General features: G+C 64.4%; 14 protein-coding genes. 7 read left to right on the forward strand and 7 right to left on the reverse strand.

Annotation, left to right across the window (positions count from 1 at the left end; genetic code table 11):
- The first annotated feature begins 39 nt into the window (after positions 1-39).
- Positions 40-396 (forward strand): hypothetical protein, encoded by a 357-nt coding sequence (locus AC1DV8_RS07850; RefSeq protein ID WP_477157065.1) that lies wholly within the window; start codon positions 40-42, stop codon positions 394-396.
- Between the two features lie 23 nt (positions 397-419).
- On the opposite strand, the gene AC1DV8_RS07855 is transcribed toward AC1DV8_RS07850, so the two are convergent.
- Positions 420-689, reverse strand: a complete 270-nt coding sequence (locus tag AC1DV8_RS07855; RefSeq protein ID WP_477149809.1) for a protein usg — start codon at positions 687-689, stop codon at positions 420-422.
- Positions 690-858: 169 nt separating this feature from the next.
- Here AC1DV8_RS07855 and AC1DV8_RS07860 point away from each other — a divergent pair, with 169 nt between their 5' ends.
- The 5 genes from AC1DV8_RS07860 (at position 859) to AC1DV8_RS07880 (ending at position 6,077) form a co-directional block, all read left to right on the forward strand.
- Positions 859-1,230, forward strand: a complete 372-nt coding sequence (locus tag AC1DV8_RS07860) for an iron chaperone (protein ID WP_477157066.1) — start codon at positions 859-861, stop codon at positions 1,228-1,230.
- Between the two features lie 30 nt (positions 1,231-1,260).
- Entirely contained in the window at positions 1,261-1,485 is a 225-nt protein-coding gene (locus tag AC1DV8_RS07865; RefSeq protein WP_477149811.1) for a hypothetical protein, read from the forward strand.
- Positions 1,486-1,611: 126 nt separating this feature from the next.
- Positions 1,612-2,790, forward strand: a complete 1,179-nt coding sequence (locus tag AC1DV8_RS07870) for an MFS transporter (RefSeq protein ID WP_477157067.1) — start codon at positions 1,612-1,614, stop codon at positions 2,788-2,790.
- A 38-nt stretch (positions 2,791-2,828) separates the two neighbouring features.
- A complete protein-coding gene (locus AC1DV8_RS07875) occupies positions 2,829-4,889 on the forward strand; it encodes an ATP-dependent helicase (protein WP_477157068.1) in 2,061 nt (686 codons plus the stop codon).
- Positions 4,890-4,940: 51 nt separating this feature from the next.
- Positions 4,941-6,077, forward strand: coding sequence for a winged helix-turn-helix domain-containing protein (locus AC1DV8_RS07880; protein ID WP_477157069.1), 1,137 nt, complete (start codon positions 4,941-4,943; stop codon positions 6,075-6,077).
- Between the two features lie 50 nt (positions 6,078-6,127).
- Here the strand turns inward: AC1DV8_RS07880 and AC1DV8_RS07885 are convergent, their stop codons facing one another.
- Both AC1DV8_RS07885 and AC1DV8_RS07890 read right to left on the reverse strand, forming a co-directional pair.
- The gene (locus AC1DV8_RS07885; RefSeq protein ID WP_477149815.1) at positions 6,128-6,493 is read right to left on the reverse strand and encodes a hypothetical protein; all 366 of its coding nucleotides are present in this window, start codon (positions 6,491-6,493) and stop codon (positions 6,128-6,130) included.
- A gap of 175 nt (positions 6,494-6,668) precedes the next feature.
- The gene (locus tag AC1DV8_RS07890; protein WP_477157070.1) at positions 6,669-7,358 is read right to left on the reverse strand and encodes a pentapeptide repeat-containing protein; all 690 of its coding nucleotides are present in this window, start codon (positions 7,356-7,358) and stop codon (positions 6,669-6,671) included.
- Between the two features lie 145 nt (positions 7,359-7,503).
- On the opposite strand from AC1DV8_RS07890, the gene AC1DV8_RS07895 reads away from it, so the two are divergent.
- Complete coding sequence (locus tag AC1DV8_RS07895) at positions 7,504-7,950, forward strand: YadA C-terminal domain-containing protein (protein ID WP_477157071.1); 447 nt, start codon at positions 7,504-7,506, stop codon at positions 7,948-7,950.
- On the opposite strand, the gene AC1DV8_RS07900 is transcribed toward AC1DV8_RS07895, so the two are convergent.
- The 4 genes from AC1DV8_RS07900 to ftsH all read right to left on the reverse strand — a co-directional run bounded on the left by AC1DV8_RS07900 (position 7,934) and on the right by ftsH (position 12,837).
- Complete coding sequence (locus AC1DV8_RS07900; RefSeq protein WP_477157072.1) at positions 7,934-8,248, reverse strand: hypothetical protein; 315 nt, start codon at positions 8,246-8,248, stop codon at positions 7,934-7,936. The genes AC1DV8_RS07895 and AC1DV8_RS07900 overlap by 17 nt on opposite strands.
- Positions 8,249-8,349: 101 nt before the next feature.
- Positions 8,350-9,096, reverse strand: coding sequence for an outer membrane protein (locus AC1DV8_RS07905; RefSeq protein ID WP_477149819.1), 747 nt, complete (start codon positions 9,094-9,096; stop codon positions 8,350-8,352).
- Between the two features lie 283 nt (positions 9,097-9,379).
- The gene (gene glmM / locus AC1DV8_RS07910; protein ID WP_477157073.1) at positions 9,380-10,723 is read right to left on the reverse strand and encodes a phosphoglucosamine mutase; all 1,344 of its coding nucleotides are present in this window, start codon (positions 10,721-10,723) and stop codon (positions 9,380-9,382) included.
- A gap of 182 nt (positions 10,724-10,905) precedes the next feature.
- Positions 10,906-12,837, reverse strand: a complete 1,932-nt coding sequence (gene ftsH, locus AC1DV8_RS07915; protein WP_477149821.1) for an ATP-dependent zinc metalloprotease FtsH — start codon at positions 12,835-12,837, stop codon at positions 10,906-10,908.
- Positions 12,838-12,906 lie beyond the last annotated feature (69 nt).

Here is a 12,906-nt window from a genome sequence, read left to right on the forward strand (position 1 = left end):
TACTTCCCGATGCGCGGGAGGGCTTAAGGGAGATTTCGCATGACTGCGTTCTCGACTGGAACTGGCCTCGCTAAATACCTTCGTATGATCGGCATCGTCGCCGGCGTCACCGCCGGCAGCCTGCTCATTCTTGCGGGGGCGGCGAGTTCTCAAACTGTGACGCCGCAAAGCGTCGATCCCATGCAGCACTTCATCGATTGCGCCGGCGTGCTGATCTCGGCGCCGGATGTGCACGCAGCGAACTGCCTGCCGAGCAATATCGGCCCCGAGACCAACTCACTGGCGAGCACGCCGGGCGGCGGCGACGACCACCACTGCTTCGAAGACGACGTCATCCCGGACGGGGTGCAGGCGCTAGACAGCGATTGTGACCCTCGAGACGATAGCGGATCCTGATCCGGCGGGACCGAATACCGATCCTAGTGGAGCCGGGCGCCCCTCAGGGCCCTCAACTCCACTGGGTGGATCAACCGTGCATGCGCCACAGTGATCGAATGCAGCGGGCCCTCGATCTTTTCCTCCCAGAAGGCGAGGAACTTCTTGAGGTTCGGGAACTGCGGGAACACGTCGTATTGCTGCCAGACGAAATCCTGCAGCAGGTCCAGGTGGTCCGGCACGCGGTAGATGATCTGCGCAGTGGTGAGGCCGAAACCTTCCGTATCGGCATGGGGGGTAGTCAGCGGCGACATCAGGCACCTCCGATGGGCGGGCGACCGGATGAGCATCAGGCGACTTCGCCCGCATGACAAGAGTGTAACATGAATAGTTTAACGATTTCAATTGCATAGCAGCAACCACCGGGGAGTGCTGACAACGCGGCAGCGGTCGTGCGAGGTTATGGTCGGAGTGGAGATCGTCATGGCCAAACCGATGCCCGAGACCACCCGCGGCTTCCTCGATGTGCTGCCCGCGCCGCAGCGGCAGGCGCTGGAGCACCTGCGCCGGGTGATCATCGCCGCCGCCCCGGAAGCTGAGGAGTATGTCGGCTACGGCATCCCAGCGTTTCGCCAGAACGGTGCGCTGGTGTCGTTCGGAGCCGCCAATAACCACTGCGCCCTCTACGTGCAGAGCCCGGCGGTGATGGAAGCGCTGGCCACCGAGCTGGAGGGGCTCGATACCTCGAAGGGCACGGTGCGCTTCACCCCGGACAAGCCGATCCCGGATGCACTGGTGACCCGGTTGGTGCAGGCGCGTCTCGACGAGAACGCAGCGCGGAAGGCCGGTAAGTAGTTGTGCAGCAAGCCTTGAAGGAGGCAGCTAATGGCAACGATGGTTCGACTGACCCAAGACCAGATCGAGCGGCTGATCCTCGAGATGGACGAGATGGAGAAGCGGCTCAAGGACATGCATGAGGAGCTGATCGAGATCGGCGTTCCCAAGGACACGCTCGGCCGGTTCGCGAGGCTGCACGACCGCTACACCACCGGCGTGGCGTTCCTGCTGAGGCAGCGGGAGCTGGGCAGGTCGGAGGACAGCTCGGGCTGAAGCCCGACCGCGGAACCCAAGGGATGACTGCCCCCTACTATTTGGGGGGCAGCGCCGAAGCGGAAAGCGGCAACTCCTGCTCCCCATTTGCCACCCGACTCGGTACATGAAGTGGCGGGGGGTTTTATGGATACGCGGTTATTCTGGCTGGCGCTGGCAGCCTTTGTCGGCGCCATCGAAGGCGGGTTGATTTCCGGCATCCTGCCACTGATCGGCGCCGACCTGGGGGTCAGCCTCGGGCAGGCGGGCCTCTTGGTGCTGTTCTACTCGCTGGCTTACGCGTTTGGCCCGCCGCTCCTCGCGCTGCTGCTCGGTGGGGTTGGCCGGCGGCGCATCCTTGCCTGGTCGGAGTTCGGGCTCGCCGTCTGCGCGCTGCTGATGGTGCTGGTGACGTTCTTCGAGGGTCTGGTCGTGGTCCGCACCGTCCTTGCGGTGGTGGCCGGGACCTACACGGGGACGGCGATGGCGACTGCAGCGATGCTGGCTCCAACGGGCCAGCGCGGACGCTACATGCAGGTGATTAGCATGGGGCAGGCCATCGCAGCGCTGGCCGGCGTGCCACTGGGCGCGCTGCTGGCGGCACATCTGGGCTGGCGGTCCGTATACGTCGCCCTGGCAATCATGGCGGGACTGGCGGCACTGGCGCTCTACGTGAAGCTGCCGCGCGGCATGCTCGGCGACACGATGAGCATCGGCGATCGATTGAGGGTGCTCCGCAACCCCGCTATCGGCACGGCGCTGCTATCGACGCTGGTGTTCATGATCGGGTCGTCGCCGCTGATCGTCTATGTCAGCGCGCTGCTGACGGCGGCTGGTGTCGGCTACGACGCCCTGCCGCTGGTGCTGCTCAGCGGTGGGATCGGAGCGATTGCCTGCAGCGCCACCGCAGGACGGATGTCCGACCGCTTCGGCAGCCGGCGAACGGCGACGATTGCCGGGCTGGCCGTGATCGCCGTGATGGCGATCTTCGTGGCGCTGCCGCATCTGCCGGCGGGCCTGGCGCTGCCAGCGCTGATGCTGACGGTCGGCGCGCAGGGCTTCGTGGTCCGCACCTATTCGATCGCGGTGGCGAGCCATATGGCCCAGATCGCCCCCGGAGCGGTGCCGGTCGCCATCTCGCTCAACATGTCGGCGTTCATGATTGGCATGGCCGTGGCCGCCGCCGTCGGTGGCATCGTCGTGGACAGCCTTGGCGCCATGGCACTGCCGCTGATTGGGGCACCATTGGTGGCCCTGGCGCTGCTGATCTGGCGCCGGGTACCCGAGGGTGAGCGAGAGCATGAATTGCGAACAAACCGCGAATAGTGCTTCCTGATCCGGAACTCTCTTCCGGATCGATTCGCGTGCAGACTGCCCTTGCCCCTCACTACCTCGACAAGCTAAACCCTGAGCAGCGACAGGCGGCGGAGCATCTGGGCGGGCCGCTGCTGGTGATCGCCGGGGCTGGGTCGGGCAAGACCAACACGCTGGCGCACCGGGTGGCGCATCTGATCGTCAAGGGCGCCGATCCGCGCCGCATCCTGCTGATGACGTTTTCGCGCCGCGCTTCGAGCGAGATGCAGCGCCGGGTGGAACGGCTGGTGGCGCAGGTGATGGGCGCCAAGTCCGGCGTGATCACCGATGCGCTGAGCTGGGCCGGCACTTTCCACGGCATCGGCGCGCGGTTGCTGCGCGAGCATGCCGAGCAGATCGGACTGACCCCGGGCTTTTCGATCCACGACCGGGAAGACTCGGGCGACCTGATCAACATCATCCGCCACGAGATGGGGTTCTCGGAGGCGAAGAAGCGCTTCCCCACCAAGGGCACCTGCCTCGCCATCTATTCGCGCGTGGTGAACGCGCAGGACGACCTCGACGTGGTGCTGAAGCAGGCGTTTCCGTGGGTCGCCATGTGGGGGCCGCAGTTGCGCGAGCTGTTCGGCGCCTATGTCGAGCAGAAGCAACAACAGCAGGTGCTCGACTACGACGACCTGCTGCTCTATTGGGCCGCGATGATGCGGGAACCGGTCATTGCCGAGGACATTGCTGGTCGCTTCGACCATGTGCTGGTCGATGAGTACCAGGACACCAACCGGCTGCAGGCCTCGATCCTGCTCGCGTTGAAGCCGGCGGGCGATGGGCTGACGGTGGTCGGCGACGACGCGCAGTCGATCTACTCGTTTCGCGCCGCGACGGTGCGCAACATCCTCGATTTCCCGGCCGCGTTCACCCCGCCGGCGCGGATCGTGACGCTGGACCGGAACTACCGCTCGACCCAGCCGATCCTCGAGGCTGCCAATGCGGTGATCTCGGAGAGCGCCGAGCGCTTCACCAAGAACCTCTGGACCTCGAGGGCGGCGACCGAGAAGCCTCGGCTGGTGACGGTGAAGGACGAGCCCAGCCAGGCCCGCTATGTGGTCGAGAGCGTGCTGGCCTGTCGCGAGGGTGGCACGGTGCTGAAACAGCAGGCGGTGCTGTTCCGCACCTCGTCGCATTCAGCCGAACTCGAGATCGAACTCACGCGCCGCAACATTCCGTTCGTGAAGTATGGCGGACTGAAGTTTCTCGACAGCGCGCACGTCAAGGACATGCTGGCGCTGCTGCGCTTCGTTGATAACCCGCGCGACCGCGTCGCCGGTTTTCGCGTGCTGCAGCTGCTACCGGGGATCGGGCCGGGTGCGGCGGGCAAGGTGTTGGACCTGATGGCGGATAGCGCCGACCCGCTGGTCGAGTTGCTGAACGCCCCTCCCCCGCCGCGTGGCTCGGAGAGCTGGCCAGCGCTGCTCGAAGTGGTGGAGCATCTGGGCAAGGGCGGTGGCGGCTGGCCGGCCGAACTGCTGCGGGCTCGCATGTGGTACGAGCCGCTGATGGAGGCGGTGTACGAGGATGCAGAGGTTCGGAAGGAAGACCTCTACCAGCTCGAGCAGATCGCCGCCGGCTACCCCAGCCGCGAGCGCTTCATCACCGAGCTGACGCTCGATCCGCCCGATGCGACCTCGGACCAGGCCGGCGTGCCGCTACTCGATGAGGACTACCTGATCCTGTCGACCATCCACTCGGCCAAGGGGCAGGAGTGGAAAAACGTGCATGTGCTGAACGTCGTCGATGGCGCCATTCCGTCTGACCTCGGGACCGGCTCGACGCACGAGCTGGAAGAGGAGCGGCGGCTGCTTTACGTCGCGATGACCCGCGCCAAGGACGAGCTGCATCTGATGATCCCGCAGCGCTTCTACGTGCACCAGCAGACCCCTTATGGTGACAAGCACGTCTACGCGCAGCGCAGCCGCTTCATCACCAAGGCTATGCTGCCGCTGTTCGACGACATGTTCTGGCCGGCGGTGAAGGCGGCGGCGATCAGTGGCATCGCCCCGGCTGCGCCCCGGGTCGACGTCGGTGCCGGGCTGCTGGCGATGTGGAAGAAATGATGCGCGAAAGCCTGACACGCCTTGGCAGGATGGTGCGTTAGGTTTGTCAGTATGAAGAAGCCACTCAACATCACCCTGCCCCACGCCCGCCGCATCTGGCTGCACGCCCAGCGGCTCGATGAGCGCGAGCCGTTCGGTGATGGGCCGGAGGCGACGCGCAAGGCGGTCGAGCACCTGGGCTATGTGCAGATCGACACCATCAATGTCATCGAGCGCGCCCACCACCACATCCTCTTCACCCGCATCCCGAACTATCGGCGCAGCGACCTGGCGCATGCGCAATCGGTCGACAAGTCGGTGTTCGAGTACTGGACCCACGCGCTGGCCTATGTGCCGGTGCGCGACCTGGCGTTCTACCTCAGCGAGATGCGCCAGCACCGCAGCGAGCCCATGCGCTGGTATGCCGATGCCGATCCGAACGACCTGAAGAAGCTGCTGCGCCAGATCAAGAAGGACGGTGCGATCTCCATCCGCGATATCGATAACGACGAGCTGGTGGAGAAGGATCACCCGTGGGGCAGCCGCAAGCCAAGTAAGCGCGTGCTGCAATACGGCTTCTATAGCGGCGAGCTGACCATCTCCGAACGCAACGGCATGGTGAAGACCTACGAGCTGATGAGCCGGCACTTCGGCAAGTTGCCGAAGCCCGCGACACCGAAGCAGATCGATAGCTATCTGCTCGATCGGGCGCTGACCGCACAGGGGCTGATCAGCGGCCCCTCGGTCATGCATCCGAAACTGCGTTTTTCGCCGGAACTGGCCAAGCAGATCGAAACCCGGCTGCGGAAGAAGGCGCTGCTGCCGGTGACCATCGGGGACGATCCGACGTTGCACTACGCGACGCCCGAGGCAGTGGCGACGCCGGAGCCTTCAGGCCCACCGCTGGTGCACATTCTCTCGCCGTTCGACCCGATGGCCATCCAGCGCCGCCGCACCAGCCTGTTCTTCGGCTACGACCACGTGTTCGAGGCTTATGTGCCCAAGGCCAAGCGCAAATTCGGCTACTTCACCCTGCCGGTGCTGGCCGGCGACGAGATCGTCGCAGCCATGGACCTGAAGACTGATCGGGCGGCCGGCAAGGTGCTGATCCAGGCGTGGCATTGGGTGGGCAAGGGCAGCGCCGCCGAGCATAAGGCGATGCTCGAGGAGGAGCTGGGGCGGTTCGAGCGGTTTCAGCTCGGGGAATAGGACAATGGGCCCGAACTACACCGGGCCCATTGGATCAACGGTTCGCTCGATCAGATCGGGCAGCCGCTAGTGGCAACGAGAATCCCTTCCGGCGGCAGATGGTCGGCAGGGACGATCTCCGCGAAATTGCAGCAGGGGTCGATCGGCATTGCGACGAGCAGCCGGCCCTGGATTTCGTCGTAGCGGAAGCCGGCATCGCCCACCGTGGCGCAAGCATCGTCATCCACATCATCGACCAGCGACTTCAGATCGTCGAGCTGCTCGCAGAAGCCGCCAGGCCGCTTGTAGCCTTCGGCGCCCGCCTCTCCACACAGCGAACTGGCGGACGAGTCGGCGAACTGGGTGGCTGCTACTGCAGAAAGCGGCAGCGCCGGCAAAGTCGCGGCGGCCAGAATGACGGCAAGTATCTTGATCATGAAAAGAGCTCCGGGTGTACTGATCGGCAGTGGGAACCGTTCTCGGCACAGACGCTCGTCTCTCGGCGTGAACAGCGCCCCAAACGCCGCGACGATAAGGCGACAACCCTAAGGAAACCCTAGTCCTCCTGCAGCCATAACTGCTTAGGTACATGCGACGGCTCACGCTGTCGGTTCAGCGCGCCCGCACCTTGATACCCGTCTGGCTGAGGATCAGCTCGGCCTGTGCCGCCGAGACCACCGCACCCTTGAAGCGTCCGGCCTGGGCGAGGATCGGCAGGCCACCGAGATCGGCGCCGCGCAGGTCCGCATCCTGAAACCGCGCCTGCTCGATATTGGCCTCGCGGAGGCTCGAATTCTCGAACACGGTTTCTCGGAAATCGCATTTGACGAGGTCGGCCGAGCTGAGGTCCACACCCACCAGCTTATCCTTGCGGAAGTTGAAGCCGGGGAGCTTCGCCGAAACCAGCAGGGTGTTGGTAAAGCGCACTCCGAGTGCCTTGGCCTCCGCCATGTCGCAACCGGTCAGCTTGCAATCCTCGAACGAGGTCGAGGACAGCACCGCACCACGGTAGCTGGCATTGTTGAAGTCGGACGAACGGAACGCTGCGTCTTCGAGGTTGGCCCCACGGAAGACTGCGAAGGCGCCACGACAGTTGAGCCAGCGCGTCAGCTCCAGCGTCGCATTGCCGAGATCGGTGCGCACGAGCGAGCAGCGCTCGAATATCCAGCCGGTGAGATCGAGGTCGGCGAGCTTGGTTTCCTCGAGATTGCAGCCGAGTAGACGGATGGGATCATCGCCGAGTGCGATGACGTCGGCGCGCGTGAGAGTGCGATCTTCGATGGTGATAGACGGAGGATTCATCTGGGATATTTAGCCCCGGGGATCGAGTCGGTCGATGCACGCGCGATCCGCAATGGCGCGAAAATAGCTGTGCACCCGGCAATTGATCTATGTGAGCGACTCGGCCCCAGCGAGACTGTCGGTGCAATTTTTTGGGGGTATTACCATGCGCATACTGTTCGCCACCGCGGCCCTGGCCGCGCTTTTGTCTGCATCACCTGCGTCCGCTGCTCCGGGCGACGTCGTAGCCTGCCCACTGTACGGCTCGGGGTGGTTCTACATCCCCGGCACCCCCACGTGTGTCAACGCGAACACGGGCGAGACCCGGTGGCAGACGCCAGATGGCACCGCCTTCGGCGAGACCGAGGTTGCCAAGCAGGCCAAGGACGCCAATGAGGGCGTGGCGGTCAGCCTGGCGCTGCCTGCGGCGACCATCGACGACGGCAAGACCTTCGGGGCGGCCGTCAATTTCGGAACTTTCAATGGGGAATCGGCTGTCGGCGTCGGCGGCGCTTTTGCTCCCGGCGGCGGGCTGACATTCAACGGCGCGGTGGGCGTCGGCCTTGGCCGCGGCACTGTCGGCGGCCGGGCCGGCGTCAATTTCTCCTGGTGAGGTGGGAGTACCGACTCCCTTCAGGGCTCATTCGTCCCAGTAGCGGCGATTCGCCTACCGTGACGAAATCCGCCACCGGACCGTCCGGCGCGCCCACAATCATGATCTCGATGGGGTCGCCCCAGTCGGCGAAGAACAGCGCCGCCACGTCGGCCCCGTAGGCCTCGTGAAGCGCTGGCGTCTCGCAGCGCAACTCGCCTCGTCCGGCCGGGAAGCCCGGGGTCATCACGAGGGTGAATTCTACGTCGGCGAGCGTTTCGCCATTCGCGTAGAGTTTGCCGATACCATTGATTTGCATAGCGAAAAACTACGCGAGCGAACCTGACAGTTCGCTGACAACAAACCAAAACGGCGCCCTTCTGGGCGCCGTTCCGGGTCGGACTGGTGTCGTCCGGCTGCTTAGTTGAAGCGGTAGCGGACGGTGCCGCGCAGCTCGTGGATCCAGTTGTTGTTGATCTCGTAGTAGCTGGTCGTCGTGGGATCGGTCGGCGCGTTGTTGATCTGGTTGATGTAGAGGCCGCGATAGCCCACATCCGCCACCCAGCTGCCCATGTCGTAGCCGACGCCGACCATGACGGCCGCTGCAGCACTGACGTTGCCGCCGGTCGGGACCGGAGTCGTCGCGCCAAGCGGAGAATTGATCTCGGCATGGTTCCAGGCGACACCAGCGCCCGCACCAACGTAGCCGAAGGCACCGCCGGCACCCGAGGAATAGGTGAAGTCGCCGCCGAGGCCAAAGTCATAATAGACGTTGGCAAGCGCGACGGTGGAGCGCAGCATCAGGGTGTAGTCACCCGGATCCGGATCGGGCGCAACTTTGGTGATCTTCAGGCCTTTGGTCTCAACCGAGTCGATTGTGCCGTCGAAACGGAGGCCGGTGCCGGTTTCATAGCCGAAGCCGGCGCCCCAGCTGTAGCCGTAGCCATACTCGACGATCTCGTTGATCTCGCCGTTCGACGGGTGCACCACCTCAGGGGCCCAGTGCCAGTTCAGCGCAGCCGAGCCGCGCAGGTAGAACGAGCCGCCGATGTCGTAATCGACTTCGGGGACTTCGATCGGATATTCGGGCATATCGGCCGCCACCACGGGGCCGGCGAGCAGCAGGGCGGTTCCTACCGCAGCCGCTGAAGCAAAATATCTACGCATTATGCAGGGTCCTTGTTGCCACGACGACACCAGTCGAGTGGACGCATCCTGCCCGGATTTTCTTAAAAGCGGCTTAACCCTAACGGGTAACCCTAATTGTGGGTGAAGGAGATACGTAAACGAAATCTTACTGGGACTGCGTCGTTACTTGGCGGCTTCCTATCCCACCCCCTGCTCCGCCCTTGTGCCTTCCCGTCAGGAATGGGCGACGATGAGTTCGATGAACGCCATCAGCTGCCCCGTTAGGGGCAGTGAATGCACCGGCCAGGAGAGTTTGACGGGCCTAAGCCACCTTCTTGATGGTCGCGGCGATCTCGCTGACGATGGCGGCAACCAGCCCCTCATCGTCGCTCTCGGCCATGACCCGGATCACCGGCTCGGTGCCGGAGGGCCGGATGACGAGGCGCCCGGTGGTGCCGAGGCGGGCCTGGCTTTCCTTGATCGCCTGCAGCACCAGCTTGTGCTCGAGGGGCTTGCCCTCCTTGTAGCGGACCGACTGCAGCAGTTGCGGCACCCTGTCGAAGCGCTTGCAGATCTCGGACACCGGTCGGTTCGCCTGTTTGGCCACGGCCAGTAGCTGCAGGGCGGCAATGAGCCCATCCCCGGTAGTGGTGAAATCGGTGAGGATGATGTGGCCCGACTGCTCGCCACCGACATTGAAGCCCTTGGCGCGCATCGCTTCGAGCACGTAGCGGTCGCCCACTTGGGTGCGCTCGAGGTTGAGCCCGATGCCACCGAGATAACGCTCGAGCCCGAGATTGCTCATGATCGTCGCAACTAGCCCGCCGCCGCGCAGTTCGCCGCGCGCATGCCAGGACTGGGCGATCACTGCCATGAACTGGTCGCCATCGACGATCTCGCCCTTTTCGTCGACGATGATCACCCGATCGGCGTCGCCATCGAGCGCGATGCCGATATCGGCGCGCAGTTCCTTGACCTTGGCGATCAACGCTTCCGGCGCTGTCGAGCCGACCTTGTCGTTGATGTTGAAGCCATCCGGCTCGTTGCCGATGACGAACACCTCGGCACCCAGTTCCCACAGCGCCGTGGGCGCCACCTTGTAAGCCGCGCCATTAGCGCAATCGAGCACCACGCGCAGGCCGCTGAGGTCCACGCCCTTGGGCATGGTGCGCTTGGCATATTCGATGTAGCGGGTCTGCGCCGCCTCGTCGCGATGCGCCCGGCCGATGTCGCGGCCCTGCGACAGCGCACCCAGCATGTTGGAATCCATCAGCTGCTCGATGTCGTCCTCGAGCGCGTCGGAGAGCTTGTAGCCGTCGTGGCGGAACAGCTTGATGCCGTTGTCGTCGAACGGATTGTGCGACGCCGAGATCATCACGCCCAGGTCGGCACGCAGCGACCGCGTGAGCATTGCAACGGCCGGCGTCGGCATCGGGCCGAGCAGGTAGACATCCATCCCCACGGCGGTGAAGCCGGCGGTGAGCGCGCTCTCGATCATATAGCCGGAGCGGCGGGTATCCTTGCCGATGACGACGCGGTTGCGGTGGTCGCCGTTGACGAACTTGAGGCCCGCCGCCATGCCGACCTTCATCGCCAGCTCCGGCGTCAGCTTGTCGCCGTTCGCCAGCCCGCGAATACCGTCCGTGCCGAAATACCTGCGCGCCATTGGGTAAGCCCCCCTCGATTGGGATGGCGCAATTTTAGCGCCAAGCCCCAAGCATACGAAATAGATTGGTGCCGTTTCGTTAACCCGGAAATCCGGGCGGATGTGGGGCTCATACCGGTCTGTGCACCACAAAGCAAAAGGGCCGCCCCGGAGGGCGGCCCTGATCTTGCGAGCGACGGGCTTTAATTGCCCGGCTGCGGCTCGGCAGCGGTGCCCGGGTCGGCGTCGGGGCGCTTCTTGCCCGTCTTGCCGGCGGTCGGCACGCTGGTGCCCTTGACCGGAGTATCGGTGTCGGACGGACGGAGCGGGGTCTTGCCCTCCATCAGGCCGCGAATCTCGTCGCCGGTCAGCGTCTCGAACTCGAGCAGCGCCTTGGCGATGGTGTGGAGATCGTCGATGTACTCGCGGATCACCTTCTGCGCCGTCTGGTAGCCTTCCTCGACGAAGCGCTTCACCTCGGCATCGACCACCTGCTGGGTCTCGTCCGACATATGCACCTGGCGCTGCATCATCGAGCGGCCGAGGAACACTTCGTCCTGGTTGTCGCCGTAGAGCAGCGGGCCAAGCTTGTCGGACATGCCCCATTCGGTGGCCATGGCGCGAGCGAGGCCGGTTGCCATCTTGATGTCCGCCGAGGCGCCCGAGGTCACCTTCTCGTAGCCGAAGATCTCCTCTTCGGCGACGCGGCCGCCCATGGCGACCGCGAGGTCGGCGTAGGCCTTGCGGCGGGTCAGCGACACCTGATCGCGCTCCGGCAGGCGCATCACCATGCCCAGCGCACGACCGCGCGGAATGATGGTAGCCTTATGGATCGGATCGGACGCGTCCATCTTGATGGCGAGCAGCGCGTGCCCGGCTTCGTGATAGGCGGTGAGCTTCTTGTCTTCCTCGGTCAGGCTGAGGGTGCGGCGCTCGGCGCCCATCATCAGCTTGTCCTTGGCATCCTCGAATTCGCTCATCGTGACGAAGCGCTTGTTGCGGCGAGCCGCGAGCAGAGCACCCTCGTTGACGAGGTTCATCAGGTCCGCGCCGGAGAAACCGGGCGTCCCGCGAGCCAGCACCTTGAGGTCCACATCGGGAGCCAGCGGCACCTTGCGGACGTGCACCTTGAGGATCTTCTCGCGACCCTGCACATCCGGGTTCGGAACCACGACCTGGCGGTCGAAGCGGCCCGGACGCAGCAGCGCCGGATCGAGCACGTCGGGGCGGTTGGTCGCGGCGATGAGGATGATGCCCTCGTTCGCCTCGAAGCCGTCCATCTCCACCAGCAGCTGGTTCAGGGTCTGCTCGCGCTCGTCGTTACCACCGCCGAGGCCTGCGCCACGGTGACGGCCGACGGCGTCGATTTCGTCGATGAAGATGATGCACGGCGCGTTCTTCTTGGCCTGCTCGAACATGTCGCGGACACGCGAAGCCCCCACGCCAACGAACATTTCCACGAAGTCCGAACCCGAGATGGTGAAGAACGGCACGTTCGCCTCGCCGGCGACGGCGCGCGCGATGAGCGTCTTACCGGTACCCGGCGGGCCGACCAGCAGCACGCCGCGCGGGATCTTGCCGCCCAGGCGCTGGAACTTGCCCGGATCGCGGAGGAACTCCACGATCTCTTCGAGGTCCTGCTTGGCCTCGTCGACACCGGCGACGTCCTCGAAGGTGATCTTGCCCTGCGTCTCGGTCAGGAGCTTTGCGCGGCTCTTACCGAAGCCCATGGCGCCGCCACGGCCCCCACCCTGCATCTGCCGGATGAAGAAGAACCACACGCCGATGATGACGAGGAACGGCAGCCACGAGGTCAGCAGCATGCCCCAGAACGGGCTCGACTCCGGCTGCTGGGCCGTGATCTGCACACCGCGATCCTCGAGGCGCGAAATGATATCGGCACCCTGCGGGAGCACGGTCTCGAACTTGGTGTCGTTGTTCAACACCCCCGAGACGATGTCGTTGGTAATGGTCACCGACTTCACGCTGCCCGCGTCCACGTCGGAAACAAACTGGCTATAGCTTTTGTCTGTCATCGAGATCGACTTGGTCGACGACTGGAAGACCTGGAACAGGCCCATCAGCATGAACAGAATCACCAGCCAGATGGCGAAGTTCCGGAAATTGACGTTCATCAATCCTGTCCTGAAGTCCGGCACGGGAGAGGCCGGAGAGTTGGAGCGAATGTAGGCCTCGCTCCTGGG

The organism is Devosia sp. P3_B2 (assembly GCF_056402875.1).